At 60.2% G+C, this 18,558-nt stretch carries 10 protein-coding genes; 5 read left to right on the top strand and 5 right to left on the bottom strand.

Annotated elements, in window-relative coordinates:
• Position 1: 1 nt before the first annotated feature.
• From JQ848_RS09785 to JQ848_RS09775, 3 genes are read right to left on the bottom strand one after another with little or no spacing between them, the layout of a single operon-like run.
• A complete protein-coding gene (locus JQ848_RS09785; protein ID WP_202210551.1) occupies positions 2-1,243 on the bottom strand; it encodes an NAD(P)/FAD-dependent oxidoreductase in 1,242 nt (413 codons plus the stop codon).
• Between the two features lie 17 nt (positions 1,244-1,260).
• On the bottom strand, positions 1,261-1,581 hold the full coding sequence (locus tag JQ848_RS09780; protein WP_003444856.1) for a MocE family 2Fe-2S type ferredoxin: 321 nt from the start codon (positions 1,579-1,581) through the stop codon (positions 1,261-1,263).
• A 29-nt stretch (positions 1,582-1,610) separates the two neighbouring features.
• Positions 1,611-2,690 carry a fatty acid desaturase family protein gene (locus JQ848_RS09775; protein WP_202210550.1) on the bottom strand — a complete coding sequence of 360 codons (1,080 nt, stop codon included), beginning with the start codon at positions 2,688-2,690 and terminating at the stop codon, positions 1,611-1,613.
• 153 nt (positions 2,691-2,843) lie between these two features.
• Between JQ848_RS09775 and JQ848_RS09770 the strand changes: the two genes are divergently transcribed.
• From JQ848_RS09770 to JQ848_RS09760, 3 genes are all read left to right on the top strand, one after another.
• Positions 2,844-3,887 carry a LacI family DNA-binding transcriptional regulator gene (locus tag JQ848_RS09770; RefSeq protein ID WP_003444854.1) on the top strand — a complete coding sequence of 348 codons (1,044 nt, stop codon included), beginning with the start codon at positions 2,844-2,846 and terminating at the stop codon, positions 3,885-3,887.
• A 165-nt stretch (positions 3,888-4,052) separates the two neighbouring features.
• Complete coding sequence (locus JQ848_RS09765; protein WP_202210549.1) at positions 4,053-9,107, top strand: RHS repeat domain-containing protein; 5,055 nt, start codon at positions 4,053-4,055, stop codon at positions 9,105-9,107.
• A 550-nt stretch (positions 9,108-9,657) separates the two neighbouring features.
• Positions 9,658-14,718, top strand: coding sequence for an RHS repeat domain-containing protein (locus tag JQ848_RS09760; protein ID WP_202210548.1), 5,061 nt, complete (start codon positions 9,658-9,660; stop codon positions 14,716-14,718).
• Positions 14,719-14,917: 199 nt separating this feature from the next.
• Here the strand turns inward: JQ848_RS09760 and JQ848_RS09755 are convergent, their stop codons facing one another.
• Positions 14,918-15,940 (bottom strand): LacI family DNA-binding transcriptional regulator, encoded by a 1,023-nt coding sequence (locus JQ848_RS09755; RefSeq protein ID WP_202210547.1) that lies wholly within the window; start codon positions 15,938-15,940, stop codon positions 14,918-14,920.
• Between the two features lie 136 nt (positions 15,941-16,076).
• On the opposite strand from JQ848_RS09755, the gene JQ848_RS09750 reads away from it, so the two are divergent.
• Both JQ848_RS09750 and JQ848_RS09745 read left to right on the top strand, forming a co-directional pair.
• Positions 16,077-16,919: an SDR family oxidoreductase gene (locus JQ848_RS09750; RefSeq protein ID WP_003446400.1), complete on the top strand. Its 843-nt coding sequence runs from the start codon at positions 16,077-16,079 to the stop codon at positions 16,917-16,919.
• Entirely contained in the window at positions 16,916-18,076 is a 1,161-nt protein-coding gene (locus tag JQ848_RS09745) for a phytanoyl-CoA dioxygenase family protein (RefSeq protein WP_161720251.1), read from the top strand. The genes JQ848_RS09750 and JQ848_RS09745 overlap by 4 nt, the downstream gene beginning before the upstream one ends.
• Here the strand turns inward: JQ848_RS09745 and nikR are convergent.
• Complete coding sequence (gene nikR, locus JQ848_RS09740; protein ID WP_202210546.1) at positions 18,067-18,486, bottom strand: nickel-responsive transcriptional regulator NikR; 420 nt, start codon at positions 18,484-18,486, stop codon at positions 18,067-18,069. The two genes, JQ848_RS09745 and nikR, sit on opposite strands and share 10 nt — an antisense overlap.
• Positions 18,487-18,558: the final 72 nt, after the last annotated feature.

The raw sequence follows: 18,558 nt of genomic DNA, 5'->3' as shown, positions 1-18,558 counted from the left end.
ATCAGTTCCTCAACAGTTGTTTGAGCGACACGCCGGCATCCATCAGTGCAGGCACCTGAAGCGGTGTACCGCAGGCGATCAGGCGTTCGCAGAGCTTGATATCCCTGGCAATGCTGTTGCCCATGCCCCAGCCGCAAGCACCCAGCAAACGCTGCCCGGCATCGAGGTAGAACAGTACAAAGCCACCGTCTGCCGTGGCCCGGCTGGCGGAGGGCTCAGCGCTGCTGATCTGCCCCGTGGTTTGTAAACCCCAGTCATAGTGGTCGGACCAGAACCCCGGAATGCTGTTGAAGGGCAGCCCGGCGCCCAACAGATTGAGGGCGGCGTGATGGCCCTGGTGCTCGGCATTACGCCAGGTTTCCTGACGCTGGAACTCACCGCCGGGGTGCAGGCGAAATTCACATACATCACCCGCAGCAAAAATATCCGCCGCGCTGCTCTGCAATTGCCCATCGACCCGAATGCCCTGCCCCACATCGAGCCCGGCGGTCCTGGCCAGCTCGACATTAGGTTGCATGCCGATCCCCACTACCAGCAGATCACAGGGCAGGCACTGGCCGTCCACCAGTTGTACCGCCTCGGCCCGCTCGCCGCCCAGCACCGCTTCAATGGCCACGTTCAAGCGCACATCAACACCCCGGGCCCGATGCAAATCCAGCAACACCCCGGACAAGCGCTCGGGCAACACCCGCCCGGCCAGACGCGGCCCGGCTTCAAGCAAGGTCACACTGCAGCCCAGGGACCGCGCCGTCGCGGCCACTTCCAGGCCGATAAAGCCGCCGCCTACAACCACCAGCCGCGAGCCGGGGCGCAATCCGTTGCGCAGGGTCAGAGCTTCATCATGGGTGCGCAAATACAGCACATTGGCCATATGCTCCGGCACGTTGGGCAAGCGCCGTGCCCGTCCACCCGTTGCCAGCAACAACCGCCCGTAGGCCAGCCAGCTGCCATCGGCCAGTTGCAACCCATGCTGCGCCGGTGCCAGCGACAGCACCGGACCGGCCGTCCAGTGTTCAATGTCCAGCTCACCCAGCCGGGTGCTGTCGCACAGGCTGCAACCCGCCAGGTCGGTGGTGCCCTGCAGCAACCCCTTGGACAGTGGTGGCCGTTCATAAGGTGCATGGGCTTCGTCACCGATCAGGATCAAACGCCCGCTGTATCCCTCGCTGCGCAAGGTCAGGGCCGCACGCCCGCCGGCATGGCCGGCGCCGATAATCACCAGTGGAGCATTGACTGTATTCATGGTCTGGCTCCCCGCTCTCAAGTCGGTACGCCAAGATACAAACGTCCGGCCTCGACCCGTACCGGATAGGTCTTGAGGTTGACGCACACCGGAGCCCCAAGCGCCTTGCCCGAACGGTAATCAAAACGCCCGTTATGTTTGGGGCACTCGATGACGTGGTCCATCACCAGCCCGTCTGCCAGGTGGATGGACTCATGGGTACACAGCCCGGCAGTGGCGAAAAACTCGCTATCGGCCGACCGGTACACGGCATAAGTGTGCTGGCCGTGGTCAAAACGCATTACATCTTCTTCATCTATGTCGTCCACGCAGCAGACGTCGATCCATTGCTCGCTCATGATCTTCTCTCTTGTAGTTGTGGTCGCGATCAGCCGGGGACAGCCTGGTTTTGCCCTGGCGCAGCAGTGCGCGGCCCTGTGGGACGATCAATGAAATAACCGGGGTCTTTACGCTGTTGCATAACGGTCGGGATGATTTCCTTGAAGGCAGCAAGCAGGTCTGGATACGGCGGCGGACAGTCGTGGCGGATTTCCTCATGCAACTGTGCCAGGGCGTGGTAAGGCACCATCGGATACATGTGGTGCTCAAGGTGATAGTTCATGTTCATGTAGATAAAGCGCAGCAGCGGGTTCATGTAAATCGTCCGGCAGTTACTGCGGTGATCCAGTACATCCTCGGCCAGCCCCACATGCTGCGACAGCCCGAACAGGTAGGACAGCCACGCGCCATACAGGCTTGGCAGGCCGATAAACATCAGTGGCAACCAGCTGTGCTGATACAGCGCCAGTCCGATCACCAGGGCGTAAATCACCAGCCAGATCCGCGCCGTGCGCACCACTGCCGGCCATTCAGACTGCGGAATAAAGCTCTGCTCTTCGTCATCCATACGCCCGGCTGCATGGCGCAATACCGAGCGCAGGGTATTGAACCCATGGGGCAGATTGAACAGGCTCAGCGCCATGCGCACCAGACTTGGTGGACGCGGCTCGACGATTTCCGGATCGCGCCCCACCACGATAGTGTCGGTGTGATGACGGGTATGGCTCCAGCGCCAGACATGAGGCTCGAACAGGCACATGAAGCTGGCGACCTGATACACCGCATCGTTCATCCAGCGGGTTTTGAACGCCGTGCCGTGGCCCATTTCATGCCAGCGCGCATTGGAGGCGGTGCCATACAACACCCCGTAGGCAATAAAAAATGGCACACAGGCCCAGGAGCCCCAGAACCAGTAGCCACCGAACCCGGTTGCCAGCAGCGCCAGAATCCACAACGCGGTGTCACGCAGGGCCGGGCCATCGCGACGCTGCATCAATTCCTTGAGGCGCTTGCGGGAGATCGGGCATTGATACCAGCTGGCCGAGACCAGGCCTTTTTCGGCAGCCCTCGCGGCTTCAGGGCCGGTCAATCGATAGTCGCGGTGTTCGGTTGAACTGGAGTGGGACATGGCAGTTTCTCCGCTGGCTTGATTATTGTTCTGGAGAAAATATAAGCAGCCATGCCATGGCCCTCAATGCCTTGAATAGATTCCCTATCAAGCTATCATCGTGGCCCAGTGCAGCTTGATAGTTTTCTATCAAGGCCTTCTTCAAGGCTGACCATGGACAACAATAAACGCCCCACCATCGCCACCGTTGCCGCTCAGGCAGGGCTGAGTGTGGCCACCGTAGACCGGGTGCTCAATGCCCGGGCCCCGGTCAACCCGGACACTGCCGAACAGGTGTTCCAGGCCGCCGAAGCAGTCGGTTATTTCGCCGCGCGCCTGATTGGCCAGCGCATCCGCGAGCGCCGCCCCACTTATCGCTTCGGCATTCTGCTGCTGGGTACTGCCCAGGCGTTCTACGGCAATCTGGCGGCCGCCATTGGCGAAGCGGCCCGCCGTCAGCTCGAGGCCAACCTGAGCTGCCATTTCGAGTACGTGATCGACCGCAGCCCCGGCGCCATCGTGGCGCAAATCGAGCACATGGCAGTGCAGTACGATGGCCTGGCGGTGGTCAGCTTCACCCATCCGCAGATCAATGCCTGCATTGCCCAGATTCGAGAAGCCGGAGTGCCGGTGATTGCCCTACTGTCAGACATCCACGAACAGGCGCAGGAGGCCTATGTCGGCGTGGACAATCTCCAGGTGGGCCGCACCATGGGCTGGTTGCTGGCCCATACCTGCAATGCGCGCAAGGGCAGCATCGGCGTATTGCTGGGCGGCCACCGCTTCCAGGGGCATCAGGCGCGGGTCGATGGCTTGCGCAGTTACCTCACAGAGCATGCACCGGGGCTCAAACTGCTCGATCCGCTGATCAATATGGACAACGATGACGTGACCGAAGAAGCGGCCCTCGACCTGCTGGCCCGGCATGCCGATTTACGCGGCCTGTGCGTGGTCGGCGGCGGTGGTGACGGCATCATCCGCGCCCTGGCCCAGTTGCCCGCTCGCCCGGGCCTGTGCAGTATCTTGCCGGAGTCCACGCAGCTGTCGCAGCAGGCGCTCAAGCAGGGGTTGATTCGCATAGTGGTGGACTCACAGCCCGGGCTGATCGCCACGGCGCTGATGGACCTGCTGGTAGAACTGCAAACAGCGCCGCAGTTTGATCCGTTGCGTCACCGCATCCATGTGCCGCTGCAGATCGTTACCAGCGAAAACCTGTGACCCGCCCATCCCGTGCAACGAAACCCAGACAGCTTTGCAGGTGCACCTTGGCTGCAATCGTGCAGCTTCTTGTCGCGAAGACACCTACAGCCCTTGCTCATTGTTTCCCTTAAGTCTGCGCTTCTATGTTGCCACTCCGTTTCAGCGAACCAAGGAGTAGCAACCATGTTTGACCCCTCTGGAAATACCCCCGACATCCAGTCCGCCGCCAGCCTGCTCAGCAGCGGCGATGTGTATTCCGGGGCCTACAACTTTATGAGCAGCATCAGTGCCGGCGTCGATCCGCGCACCGGTGCGTTCTCGGCCTCGATCAGCCTGCCCACCGGCGCCGCCAATGATTTGCGCGGGCCCATCGGCCAATTGCATCTGAGCCATAGTCCGTTGATGGCTGCCGACCAGGGCTTTGGTCTGGGCTGGATGCTCGGCACCACCTCCTGGGACGGAGCCAGCCAGCAACTGCAGCTCAATTCCGGCGAGCGCTTTCGCGGTGAGATTGTCGGCCAGAGCATGCGTTTCCCCGATGTGCGCTTGCCGGTGGTAACGGTCACGGTGCAGCGTCAGGAAATGTGGGTCCGGCATAACGATGGCAGCTGTGAACGCCTGATCCCGCTGGCCGGACACCCCAGCCTGTGGGTGGTCAGCACCCTGGTGGGCGCCGATGGCAGCGCCCTGAATTTTGACTGGCGTTCGGTTGGCAATGGGGCTTACCTGCAAAAGGTCAGCGATGCCCGGGGCCGCACGGTGCTGGCGCTTTCCTACGAAGGCCAGCAAACCCGTCTGACGTTGCAACCGGATACCCCCGCACAGGTGGTGATGTCATTTCACCGGGTCTCCGGGCAGTTGCGCCGGGTGACAGTGGACGAACTTCCCGACAGTGGCTGGCAGTTTGAATACACCCGCAGTGATTCAGGTCTGTTGCTGCTGAGCAAATGCACCCAGCCCACTGGCAGCACCGAGGAAGTGACCTACAGCGAGAGCAATGGTTTGAACTTGCCGGCCGGTGCTCCGTTCCCACGGATGCCGGTGGTCAGTCAGACCCGCAAAGACCCGGGGGACGGCCAACCGGTGCAGCTGGTTCGTTATGACTATGGGCTGTATGGCAGCAACAATTACTTCGGCTGGCCGGCAGTGCGCCAGTGGCGCAACCGCGAGGACAATCTCTACCACCTGACCGGGGGCGGCGATTTCCTTTATGGCTCCACCGAAACCCTGATGGATGCCCGGGGGATTGTTTTACAAACAGTGTCCCGCACCTTTAACCGCTTTCACCTGCTGACCCGTGAACGCACGCTACAGGGCCAGACCCTGCAAGAAACTGAAACCACCTATTACGACGAGCCGTGGCTGCCCATTGCCCGGCAACTGCCGTATTTCCAGTTCCCGCACAAGGTCATTACCCGTAAGGCGCAGCTGGATGGCCAACGGGTACTGCGAGAACTTGTTACCGAGGAAGAAACCCGCTACGACGAACTGGGTAACCCGGTGTGGCACCGCAATGCCCTGGGTGGAATAGAAGAGTCAGAGTACTACCCGGTAACCGGTGAGAGCGACAACTGCCCGGCCGACCCATTGGGCCGCATCACCCGTCTGAAAAGTCGTACGGTCAGCCCGCCACCCGGCACCGAAGGGCCAGTCAAGCAGACCCGATATCGCTATCAATCCCTGCCCGTGCGTGGGGATGCCCCGGGGTTTGCGTTGCCGACTTTTATCCAGAGCAGTGAAGAACGTTTGTTGCTGGTTGAGGGCAATCAGTCCACTGAACTGGGCCGCTCGACGCAAAATTTCATTAACGATCCGGCCTCGCCCCATCACGGCCGTATGCTCAGTGAAACCCAAAGGGTACAGGGCAAAAGCACAATCCGCGCCTACAGCTACAGCCTCACTCAGGCGCGCAACGCCCGCTCGCTGGAACGTGCCGTACTCCAGGAAAAGGTCACGATCACCAGCCACGACGGACATAAATCCAGCTCCCAATCCTCACAGGATCTGTACTCGGGGCTAATGGTCACCGAACAGACCGACGAGCAGCTGCGCATGGCCTTTGCCCACGATGCCCTGGGCCGTGTGACTCAGGAAGTCGCGGCTCCGGATTCAGCCTTCGAGGCCAAGGTCAACTGGGTCTATTCGTTGTCGGCCAGCGAGCGCTGCCAGACCCGAATCGGCGCTTCCGGGCGTAAGGAAACTGTCTGGCTCGATGGCATGGCCAGGGAAATCCGCCGTGAAAAACAAACCGACAGCGGTGAGACCTATACCGCCTGGACCGCCGAATATGACGTGCTGGGCCGGGTGTTCCGTGAAACGACTTACGATCCCGGTAACGAAGACGTCCCGGCCCTGAGCCTGACCACTGAACGCACCTTTGATGACTGGGGAAATGTGCTGACCGAAACCGGCGCAGACGGTGTCACCCAACATACCCTGGCCGACCCGGTAGCCCTGACCGGCAGCAGTTGGCAGACCGATGCCAAGGGTGTGGCCGGGGCCAGAACCGTGACCACCCACACCCTGGATGGCAAGCCGCTGACCGAGAGACTGTATTGCGCAGACGGCGTACTTCAGCACGAATTGAGATGGAGCTATGACGGGTTGGGCCGCTGTATCAGCCAGTCCGATGCCATGGGCCTGGAGACCCGCCAAGAATGGGATGTGCGGGACCGACTACTGTCCACCACCCTGCCCGACGGCAGTGTCATCAAGCGCACCTACGCCGAAGGCCATGACGGTGAATTGCCGGCCACGGTATCGATCACTCATCCGTCTTTGGGCAGTAATGAAGTCCTGCTGGGCGAGCGTAAATACGATGGCCTAGGCCGACTGGTGTGGGAAAAGGTCGGGCAGAGTGTCTCTGAATGGGAATATGCCGAAGGCGAAATTCACGCCCATACCCAAACCTTGCCTGACGGCACTCAAGTCCATACCGAACGCCAACCGGAACTGGGTGGTGCGTTGCTGTCGATGCAAGCTCCCGGGGTCAGCGTGTTCAACACCTACGATCCCAAAAATGGCCGTTTGCTGGAGTCCCAAGGCAATCTGGGTCTGCAAAAAGATCACTGGTCTCCCTCAGGCCAACTGACCAAAGCCGACTACGCCTGGCAAGGCGATCAGCCACGCTCGCAACAGCAAAGCACCACCCCGTCGGGCAAAGTGACGCGTCTGACCGATGCCGACGGTGCCGAACAGCGCTGCCAGTACGATGAATTCGGGCGTTTGAGCGTGCAGCAAGGCTCCGATGTGAGCATCAGCATTACTTACGATGCAGCCTCGCGGATTCACCAGCAGCGCACCCAATCAAACGATGGCTCGCGGGATATGACCGTAACCCTGGGCTACGACAGCCTGGGCCGTCCGGCCCGTCGTGAAACGGCTACCCGTACGCCCACCCGACAGTCCCTTGAAATCCAGACCCAGCAATGGCGTAAAGACGGCAAACTGACCCAGCGCGAACTGACCCGTGACGGTGTTCTGGTGCGTAGTGAAACCTTCGACTACGACCTGCGCGGACGGGTGATTGCGCACCGTCTGCACGGTGAGGATTTACCGCAGGATGCCCACGGCAAAACCTACCGCGAGCAACACTTCCAGTACGACGCCCTCGACAATATTCGTCGACTGGAAACGGTCTTTGCCGACGCCAGCGCCAGCAATATCAGTACATTTACCTACAATCCCGCCGACCTCACCCAGCTGATCAGCGTCAGCCACAGCCGCGCCGATTACCCGGCACCGGTAATCCTGGAGTACGACGCGCAGGGCAATCTCAAACGCGACGAGCGCGGTAATCCGCTGCACTACGATGCCCTGGGCCGACTCATTGGCGTCACCCTGCCTACCGGCGAGCGCCGCTGGCACTACGGCCCGGCGGGCAACATCATCAAGACCGAAGACTCTACCGGCCCGCGCTGGCGTTACCACACCGGCGGTCAACTCAGTTGCGAGGTGGGTGAAAACACCCAGACCCGCTGGGTGCGGGCCGGTGACGTTCCGGTGGCTGAAAGCCGTCTTGCATCGGCGGTGCGCGAAGTGATGCTCTTGGGCACCGACGCCCAGGGTTCGATAACCACTGAGGCCAATGACGGGATTAACACCCCGGTCTACGGCGCCTACGGCCAGAGCCAACCCGGCACCAGCCGACTGGGCTACGCCGGCGAATTGCGCGAACAGGACAGCGGCTGGTACTTCCTGGGCGATTACCGCATCTATAACCCCGCACTGATGTGCTTCCACAGCCGTGACAGCCTCAGCCCCTTCGGCGAAGGCGGGCTCAATGGCTATGCCTACTGCGCCGGTGACCCGGTCAACCGCATCGATCCGTCGGGTCACTCCTGGCTGGACTGGCTGTTGCCGGCGGCCGGTCTTGCGCTGGCACTGGTCGGCACCGTGGCCTCCCTGGGTGCGTTGGCGGCGCCTACGGCGGCGCTGACCGCCAGCTATGTAACGGCAGTCACCACCGCGACCCTGAGCGTGGTGTCGCTGGCAGCGGATGTTGCCTCGATAGCCTTGCTGGCCAGCGGCAATGAAAACGCCGGACGGATTCTGGGCTGGGTGGGCATGGCAACCGGGCTGGCCTCGGCGGCCCCGTCTATGGCCGGGGCTGCCGCCAAGGGGGTCAAAAAGGCCGGCAAGTTCGTGGGCAGCTGGCAGCACAAACTGCAGCATGCCGGGGGAGCTCCAGGAGGGGGGCGGGCTTTTAACCCTGCGACGCTTCAGCACTCAGCTTTAAATGCAATGGACCCTAAGGAAGCCTGGCTTGCTACTCGCAGTATGAACCCTTCAGGAGGAGCAAATAATATTATGTACGCTGCTGCTCAACGGTACAGCAGCGTCAGTAGGGAAACTTCTATAGAAGTTCGAAACTTTTACAGGCTCAACCCGACGAAGGCTGCGTTGCCACAGAACACTATTCCATCCACGACCGTTAGAAGTATGGATGGCATTACCGTGATGCCTGTTTTTCAGAACAATCCGGATTATGTTAATGATGTCCGGCAAATAGCTGCCAACATACACCCGGCGTATCCACCTGAGGTCTTGCAGGGCTACAACATAAACACTAACTCTCTAGCCATCACCGCCCCTGACTTTTACGAAGCGACATTTATTCGTACGCATATATGGGATCTGCCTTACGAAAATGATTTTGTGAAATATGTAACCCAGGATGGATTATGGATAAGGGATCAAACCAGATGGCAGGAGAACTTTATGCTCTGGCGTCTCTAGGAAAGCCTTGACTCGCCACCATTTTTTATATTCCAGCCTTTTGGGAATTCAAAAAATGGTGGCCCACCAAAAGTCGGGTTTGAGCAAGGGCTGACTACGGTTGCCAGCATACTCGCCATCAACGATGTGCATTTGTCTGATGCGCAGCCCGATCGAGGTGTTCAGACCAGACGGCTCCTTGAGCAAAGCCGGTTTTTTTGAATATTGAAGTGTTACCGGAGACGGCAGTATCGATCTGAAAATGATGGGTACTGCCGTACGCTTTGGTTCGAATCTCCAGCCATCAGGCACTGGAAAGTCCGGTGGCCTGCCAGCAATCAGCCTCTTTGTGGTTTTCTTGATTCAATATTTTTTCTTGAACAGCCACTTTCTCCGTGATTTTGCGCATCACCGACGCGCCCCTCCCACAATCAACAATGGTTGGGCATCTTCCCCACGTATTAAAAGATACTTTTTGTGCCGCCCCCCCCTACAACACTTGCTCATTGTTAGCCCTCAGCGAGGGACCTTATTTTGCTACCCCTTTCTAGCGAAACAAGGAAAAAGATACATGACTGAGCACACCTCCGTACCCCTATCCGCCGCCAGCCTGCTCAGCAGCGGCGACGTATATTCCGGGGCCTACAACTTTATGAGCAGCATCAGTGCCGGGGTCGATCCGCGCACCGGTGCGTTCTCTGCCTCGGTGAGCCTGCCCACCGGCGCCGCCAACGATTTGCGCGGGCCCATCAGCCAGTTGCGCCTGAGCCATAGCCCGCTGATGGGCGAAGATCAGGGCTTCGGTCTGGGCTGGATGCTCGGCACCACCTCCTGGGATGGCGCCAGCCAGCAGTTGCAACTCAATTCCGGCGAGCGCTTTCGCGGTGAGATTGTCGGTCAGAGCATGCGCTTCCCGGATGTGCGCTTGCCGGTAGTTGCAGTGGCCGTTCAGCGTCAGGAAATGTGGGTCACGCATAACGATGGCAGCTGTGAACGCCTGATCCCGCTGGCCGGACACCCCAGCCTGTGGGTAGTCAGCACCCTGGTGGGGGCCGATGGCAGCGCCCTGAATTTTGACTGGCGTTCAGTCGGCAACGCGGCTTACCTGCAAAAGGTCAGCGATGCCCGTGGCCGCACTGTGCTGGCACTGACCTACGAGGGCGTGACAACCCGTCTGACGTTGCAGCCGGATACCACCGCACAGGTGGTGATGTCTTTTCATCGGGTCTCCGGGCAGTTGCGCCGGGTAACGGTGGACGGCCTTCCCGACAGTGGCTGGCAGTTTGAGTACAGCACTGCGACTTCCGGATTACTGCTGCTGAGCAAATGCACCCAGCCCACCGGCAGCACCGAGGAAGTGACCTACAGCGAAGCCAACGGCCTCAACCTGCCTGCAGGCGCGCCGTTTGCGCGGATGCCGGTGGTCAGTCAGACCCGCAAGGACCCGGGGGACGGCCAGCCGGTGCAGCTGGTTCGTTATGACTACGGTCTGTATGGCAGCAGCAACTATTTTGGCTGGCCGGCAGTGCGCCAGTGGCGTAACCGCGAAGACAACCTCTATCACCTGACCGGTGCCGGCGATTTTCTTTACGGCTCCACCGAAACCCTTATGGATGCCCGGGGCACCCCCCTACAAACCATCAGCCGCACCTTTAACCGCTTCCACCTGCTGACCCGGGAACGCACGCAACAGGGCCAGACCCTGCAGGAAACCGAGACCACCTATTACGACGAGCCCTGGTTGCCCATTGCCCGGCAGGTGCCTTACTTCCAGTTCCCGCGCAAAGTCATTACCCGCAAGGCGCAGCTGGATGGCCAACGGGTGCTGCGAGAGCTTGTTACCGAGGAAGAAACCCGCTACGACGAGCTGGGTAACCCGGTGTGGCATCGCAATGCCCTGGGCGCAATTGAAGAGTCCGAGTACTACCCGGTGAGCGGCGAGACCGACAACTGCCCGGCCGACCCACTGGGCCGCATCACCCGTCTGAAAAGTCGTACGGTCAGCCCGCCACCCGGCACCGAAGGGCCGGTCAAGCAGACCCGCTACCGTTATCAGGCGCTGCCGGTACGTCAGGATGCTCCGGCGTTTGCCTTGCCTACCTTTGTTCAAAGCAGCGAGGAACAGCTACTGCTGGTCGAAGGTGAAAAATTTAGTGAGCTGGGCCGCTCGACGCAAAATTTCATTAACGATCCGGCCTCGCCCCATCACACTCGCATGCTCAGCGAAACCCAGACGGTAGAGGGTAAAAGCACCACCCGGGCCTACAGCTACAGCCTCACTCAGGCGCGCAACGCCCGCTCGCTGGAACGTGCCGTATTGCAGGAAAAGGTCACGATCACCAGCCACGACGGACATAAATCCAGCTCCCAATCCTCACAGGATCTGTACTCGGGCCTGATGGTCACCGAGCAGACCGACGAACAGCTGCGCATGGCCTTTGCCCACGATGCCCTGGGCCGTATGACTCAGGAAGTCGCAGCCCCGGATTCGGCGTTCGAGGCAGAGGTCAACTGGGCCTATTCGTTGTCGGCCAGCGAGCGCTGCCAGACCCGAATCGGCGCTTCCGGGCGTAAGGAAACTGTCTGGCTCGATGGCATGGCCCGGGAAATCCGCCGTGAAAAACAAACCGACAGCGGTGAGACCTATACCGCCTGGACCGCAGAATATGACGTGCTGGGCCGGGTGTTCCGTGAAACGACTTACGATCCCGGTAACGAAGACGTCCCGGCCCTGAGCCTGACCACCGAACGCACTTTTGATGACTGGGGCAATGTGCTGACCGAAACCGGCGCGGACGGTGTCACCCAGCACACCCTCGCCGACCCGGTAGCCCTGACTGGCAGCAGCTGGCAGACCGACGCCAATGGCGTGGCCGGGGCCAAAACCGTGACCACCCACACCCTGGATGGCAAGCCGCTGACCGAGAGACTGTATTGCGCAGACGGCGTACTTCAGCACGAACTTAGCTGGAACTATGACGGCCTTGGCCGCTGCATCAGCCAGTTCGATGCCATGGGCCGGGAAACCCGACAGCAGTGGGATGTGCGGGATCGGCTGGTATCCACCACGCTGCCCGACGGCAGTGTCATCAAGCGCACCTACGCCGAAGGCCATGACGGTGATTTACCGGCCACGGTCTCGATCACTCATCCGTCTTTGGGCACTAATGAAGTCCTGCTGGGCGAGCGCAAATATGACGGCCTGGGCCGACTGGTGTGGGAAAAGGTCGGGCAGAGTGTCTCTGAATGGGAATATGCCGAAGGCGAAATTCACGCCCATACCCAAATCCTGCCCGACGGTACCCGGGTGAAGAGTGAGCGCCAACCGGAACTGGGCGGTGCATTGCTGTCGCTGCAAGCCCCCGGCATCAGCGTGTTCAATCAATACGATCCGCTAAGCGGCCTTTTACTGGAATCCCGGGGCAATCTGGGTCTGCAAAAAGATCACTGGTCTCCCTCAGGCCAACTGAGCAAAGCCGACTACGCCTGGCACGGTGATCAGCCGCGCTCGCAACAACAAAGCACCACCCCGGCGGGCACAGTGACGCGTCTGACCGATGCCGACGGTGCCGAGCAGCGCTGCCAGTACGACGAATTGGGCCGCTTGATTCAACAGCAAGGCCCTGACGTCACGGTCACCCTCTCCTACGATGCGGCCTCGCGGATTCACCAGCAGCGAACCCAATCAAACGATGGCTCGCGGGATATGACCGTAACCCTGGGCTACGACAGCCTGGGTCGCCCGGCCCGTCGTGAAACGGCTACCCGAACGCCGAATGCACAGCATGTAGAAGTGCAGACCCAGCAATGGCGCAAAGACGGCAAGCTGACCCGGCGCGAACTGACCCGTGACGGCACACTGGTGCGCGGTGAAAGCTTCGACTACGACCTGCGCGGACGGATGATTGCCCATCGCCTTGCAGGGCCGTCGTTGCCCGAAGATGCCCACGGCAAAACCTACCGCGAGCAACACTTCCAGTACGACGCCCTCGACAATATTCGTCGACTGGAAACGGTGTTTGCCGACGCCAGCGCCAGCAATATCAGTACATTTACCTATAACTCCGCCGACCTCACCCAGCTGATCAGCGTCAGCCACAGCCGCGCCGATTACCCGGCACCGGTAACCCTGGAGTACGACGCGCTGGGTAATCTCAAACGCGACGAGCGCGGTAATCCACTGCACTACGACGCCCTGGGCCGACTGATCGGGGTAACCCTGCCTACCGGCGAGCGCCGCTGGCACTACGGCCCGGCGGGCAACATCATCAAGACCGAAGACTCTACCGGTCCGCGCTGGCGTTACCACACCGGCGGCCAGCTCAGCTGCGAGCTGGGTGAAGACACCCAGACCCGCTGGGTACGGGCCGGCGCTGTTCCCGTGGCAGAAAGTCGACTGGCATCGGCAGTGCGCGAAGTCATGCTGCTGGGCACCGACGCCCAAGGCTCAGTGACCACAGAAGCCCAGGACGCTATCCACACCCCGGTCTACGGCGCCTACGGCCAGAGCCAGGCCGGCACCAGCCGACTGGGCTACGCCGGCTCCTTGCGCGAACAGGACAGCGGCTGGTACTTCCTGGGCGATTACCGCATCTACAACCCCGCACTGATGCGCTTCCACAGCCGTGACAGCCTCAGCCCCTTCGGCGAAGGCGGCCTCAATGGCTATGCCTATTGCGCCGGCGATCCCGTCAACCGCATCGACCCGTCGGGCCATTCGTGGCTGGACTGGCTGTTGCCGGCGGCCGGCATCGCCCTGGCCGTGATCGGCACCGTGGCCTCCCTGGGTGCGTTGGCCGCGCCTACAGCGGCGCTGACCGCCAGCTATGTAACGGCAGTCACTACCGCGACCTTGAGTGTGGTGTCGCTGGCAGCGGATGTGGCCTCGATAGCCTTGCTGGCCACCGGCAATGAAAACGCCGGGCGGATTCTGGGCTGGGTGGGCATGGCAACCGGGCTGGCCTCGGCGGCCCCGTCTATGGCCGGGGCTGCCGCCAAGGGGGTCAAAAAGGCCGGCAAGTTTGTGGGCAGCTGGCAGCATAAATTGCAACATGCAGGGGGCGCTCCGGGGGGTAACCGGGCGTTTCCCGGCAGGGCTCATCGAGTGGCAACGAGCGCCCCACCCCCGCAAATGCAAAATATGAACTTTGCCTATTTACTGGAACAAACACCGATCCGGGACAGCTTTTTGCCGCACTTGTCCCGTGGTGACTTGCAGAACATAGGACAGACCAACAGAGCCAATAGAGCCGCCGTATATAATCCGACATCAAGCACGGCGGTCCAGCCATTAGAGCTGCCTTTTTCCGGGACCAGAGGTATGGAAGATGGAATACAGCACGAGTACCTGAGGCCGGTTATCAACAACCCAAACTATGTCAACGAAGTGAGACAAATCATTACTGGCAATCACCCGCAGTATTATCCTTGGCAGGTTGCTGTTGAAACAGGTATTCAGAACCCGTCCCGATTAAGAATTCTAGAGGCCTCGACTTACCAGGCTTACGAAACATCAAGGGCTGCGGGTAACAGGACCTGGCCAGTAGGTTTCAAGAATTTTGAGGACGATTACAAATGGTTTGGCCCTCAGGGGGAACTTATGCGCAGAGGATGGGCCAATCGAATGCTGTAAGGGTTTCGATGGCCAACTTTTGATCCATTAAGTTTTTATTCCCCCTCCATCCGGCAATACCGCCAGCAAAGCCCAATGCCTCGCATTGGGCTTTGCTGTTTAAAACCTGCTGTTGAAACGACCTGGTCTTTTTAGACACTAAAGACCTTGCCCGTTGTTCGCTATATAGCGGCCACTCCAGGCCGCAACCGGATACGACTTATGGCAAATTGAACGGGGTCACGATCTGCACCTGTGACGGGCTTATCGGACCTGCTTTCCATACCCGGTGATAGTGCAGGATATGCAGGAACACATGCCGGGCATCGACCTGCAGGTTGTGATCGATGATTGCGGCGATTTTTTCTTCGGCCAGCAATTGCCGGTTTTCTTCATCCAGATCATGCCCGATAAACACTTGCAGCGGCCGTCCAAGGGCGGCGAAAGCATCGACAATCGCCCGGTTGCCACCGCCCACGCTGTACACCGCCTGCAATCGCGGATGCTGTTCCAGGGCCAGAGTCACGCGGGCAAAGGTCGGTTCGTAGACCCCGAGCCCTTCACTGATGTCCAGTACCCGCAGGTGCGGCGCCCGCCCACGCAACCACATGCGAAAGCCCATTTCACGTTCTTCCTCGCCGCGAAAACGTTCGCTGCTGATCACCACCGCCACCTCTTGCGCCTCCGTACCCAGCCAGCGTGACAGCAAGTACGCTGCGGTTTGCCCGGCGTTGCGGTTGTCCATGCCGACGTACGCGATGCGATCACTCTGGGGTAAATCGGTGACCAGGGTCACCACCGGAATCCCGGCCGCCACCAGCCGGTTGACCGCAAGGTTGATCAATGGCTCATCCGCCGCCTTGAGCACCACCCCCTGACTGCCCTTCTCTGCGCAGCGCCGGATCAAGTCGTGCATGGCCTGGGGGTCGATCTCTTCGAACAGATGAAAACGCGGCGAAATACGAAACGGCGCCATGCTGCTCAGCTGTGCCGATATGGCTTCTTTTACCGCCGTACTGAAGCGCTCCGGGGTGTGCAGGATGACGTCGACATAAAAAGTGCGACCCATCGCCAGGCCACTTTTCTCCTGAGCTTCCAGCTCGCCCAGGGCCTGCTCGATACGCCGTTGAGTCTGCTGATGAAAACTGCCGCGCTGGTGCAGTACGCGGTCGACCGTGGCTTTGCTGACTCCGGCCTGGGTAGCAATTTGCTTGATGGAGAAACGCTTGGCACGGCTGAGCATGATAATCCCCGGGCTTTTTCTTGAGGTTTTTATGAGGTCTTTTCTGCCAGTTATGAGGCTTGGCTGATGCTAGTCTCGGTTTCACGAGGTGTCACCCGACGATCTCGACAACAATAAAAAACCGCAGGAGACGTTCATGTCTGAAGCCGATTTTTCCACCCAGTTCGCAGGCCGTTTTTTTGTCGTTACCGGCAGTACTCAAGGCCTCGGCGCAGCCGTGGCCCATACCCTGGCGCGTCGCGGTGCAGCCGGGCTGATCATTTGCGGGCGCAGCCGTGACAAAGGCGCCGAGCAGGTGCGCCAGCTGGCACAACTGGACTGCCAGGCCTTTTTCGTCGAGGCCGACATGGAGCGTGTGGAAGATTGTCGCGCCGTGATCGAAGCCGCACGCAAACATTTCGGCACCTTGCACGGGTTGGTCAACTGCGCAGGCATGTCTGACCGAGGCAGCATTCTCGACACTTCGCCAGAACTGTTCGACCGCATCTTCGCAGTCAATGTGCGGGCACCGTTTTTCCTTATGCAAGAAGCCATCAAGCTGATGATCCGCCAGGGTGTTGAAGGCGCCATCGTCAATATCCAGAGCGTCAGCGGCCATGGCGGCCAATCGTTTCTCTCGGCTTACTCGACGTCCAAGGGCGCACTGGCGATCCTCACCAGGAACGTGGCCTTCAGCACCCTGCGCAACCGGATCAGGGTCAACGGTCTGAATATCGGCTGGATGGACACCCCCCACGAAGACCAGATCCAGCGCCAATACCACGGCGCACAGGATGGCTGGCTGGCCGAAGTGGAACAGTCGATGCCGTTCGGCCGGCTGCTCAAGCCTGAAGAAGTCGCCCGCAGCGTGGCCTTTTTGCTGTCCGCTGAATCCGGAATGATGACCGGCTCGGTGATTGACCTGGAGCAAGGCGTGATGGGCTGTGGTGACGGTTCAACCCCGCGCCCGGACGCACCTTTGGCATTGGGTGATGCATGACCGGCGCCAGCGCTTTCGTCCGCCAGAGTGCAGTGGCTCTGAGTGACTTTGCCGCGCTGTGCGGGCAGTCTGCCAAAGCCGCGGATTACCCGGGTTGCGCCGGGGTCCAGAGCAATGTGGTGATCTATCACGCCGATACGCTACACAAGGCATTGCATGACGACCCGATACCGCTGATGAACCAGCTGCACCATTTGTTGCGCCATGGCCCCGGGGTGCTGGTGGTGCGCCAGGCCTATGGCGATCTGCAAGTGGTCGATCGCCATAGCCGGGTATTCGAAGCGATTCTTGCCCGCCAGGCACAGGCTGCAACCGGTGCCGATCATTTCGCCAAAGCAGGGAGCAACGGCCGCATATGGAACTCCCTGCAAAAGGCGGCGCTGTATTCACCCGAGTCGTTTATCGAGTACTACGCCAACCCTCTGATCGGGCTGATTGCCGAGGCGTGGCTGGGGCCGCATTTTCAGATCACGGCCCAGGTCAACGTGGTGCATCCCGGCGGCCAGGCGCAGCAGCCCCACCGAGATTATCACCTGGGTTTTCAGTCGGTGGACGAGGTGCAAAGGTACCCGTTGCCACTGCATGTGCTGTCGCAGTATCTGACCTTGCAGGGCGCCATCGCCCACACCGACATGCCGCTGGAAACCGGGCCGACCCTGTTGCTGCCGTTTTCCCAGCAATATGACTTGGGGTATCTGGCATGGCGGGACGAGGCATTTATCGACTACTTCAACCAGCACGCGGTGCAACTGGCGCTGAGCAAGGGCGATATGCTTTTTTTCAACCCGGCGCTATTTCACGCCGCCGGCAGCAACCACACCGCGAACTGCCAGCGCATGGCCAATCTGCTGCAAATCAGTTCGGCGTTCGGCAAGCCCATGGAAAGCCTGGACCGCGAAAGCATGATGCTGGCGCTCTATCCGGCGCTGCTCAAGGGGCTGCAACAGGATGAACTGGACGCCCGGGATCTGGCGGCAGTGATTGCTGCGGTCGCTGACGGCTATGCATTCCCCACCAACCTGGACACCGACCCGCCGCTTCACGGCCTGGCACCGCAGACCGGGCAGCAGTTGATGCTTGAGGCCCTGAACAAGCGCTGGTCGTATGAAGTCTTTGAGCAACAGGTCAGCCTGATGCGCAGCAAGCGTCAGGCCTGATCACCTTCGATATCACCCAACGGAATGATCTGCGCGCTGCCATGCCGCACCCCGCGTTCGGCCATGACGTGGCGCGCCAGTTCCGAAACTTCGCCAATGCTGCCCTTGAGCACCGACACTTCCATGCATTTGCCCTGATCCAGATGCACATGCAGGGTCGAGAGGGTCAGGTCATGGTGCTCATGGAAGGCGGTGTTCAAACGCTTGGACAACTCCCGGGTGCCATGATCGTAGACATAGCTCAAGGTGGCTACGCAGGACTCCTGCGGGTTGCGGTTTTGCGGTTCCAGCAAACCGGCGCGCAATAAATCGCGAATGGCTTCGGAGCGTCCCTGATAACCGTGGGTGCCAACCCGCTGGTCAATCGCAGTCAGCAAGGCATCGTCCAGCGTGATTGTGACCCTCTGCATCTAATCGGCCTCGCAGTTATGATCTTTTGACATAGACTTCATACCCAATGAGTGGACAGGCCAGCGGCCATC

Origin of the sequence: Pseudomonas paraversuta, from assembly GCF_904067025.1 — a bacterium.
Classification (GTDB): domain Bacteria; phylum Pseudomonadota; class Gammaproteobacteria; order Pseudomonadales; family Pseudomonadaceae; genus Aquipseudomonas; species Aquipseudomonas paraversuta.
This window is presented reverse-complemented; position numbering and strand designations above follow the sequence as displayed.

Bases quoted from the DNA above. Each gene is read 5' to 3' on its own strand.
- JQ848_RS09750 (WP_003446400.1), top strand. From the start codon at position 16,077: ATGTCTGAAGCCGATTTTTCCACCCAGTTCGCAGGCCGTTTTTTTGTC.
- nikR (WP_202210546.1), bottom strand. From the start codon at position 18,486: ATGCAGAGGGTCACAATCACGCTGGACGATGCCTTGCTGACTGCGATT.
- JQ848_RS09755 (WP_202210547.1), bottom strand. From the start codon at position 15,940: ATGCTCAGCCGTGCCAAGCGTTTCTCCATCAAGCAAATTGCTACCCAG.
- JQ848_RS09760 (WP_202210548.1), top strand. From the start codon at position 9,658: ATGACTGAGCACACCTCCGTACCCCTATCCGCCGCCAGCCTGCTCAGC.
- JQ848_RS09785 (WP_202210551.1), bottom strand. From the start codon at position 1,243: ATGAATACAGTCAATGCTCCACTGGTGATTATCGGCGCCGGCCATGCC.
- JQ848_RS09775 (WP_202210550.1), bottom strand. From the start codon at position 2,690: ATGTCCCACTCCAGTTCAACCGAACACCGCGACTATCGATTGACCGGC.
- JQ848_RS09780 (WP_003444856.1), bottom strand. From the start codon at position 1,581: ATGAGCGAGCAATGGATCGACGTCTGCTGCGTGGACGACATAGATGAA.
- JQ848_RS09765 (WP_202210549.1), top strand. From the start codon at position 4,053: ATGTTTGACCCCTCTGGAAATACCCCCGACATCCAGTCCGCCGCCAGC.
- JQ848_RS09745 (WP_161720251.1), top strand. From the start codon at position 16,916: ATGACCGGCGCCAGCGCTTTCGTCCGCCAGAGTGCAGTGGCTCTGAGT.
- JQ848_RS09770 (WP_003444854.1), top strand. From the start codon at position 2,844: ATGGACAACAATAAACGCCCCACCATCGCCACCGTTGCCGCTCAGGCA.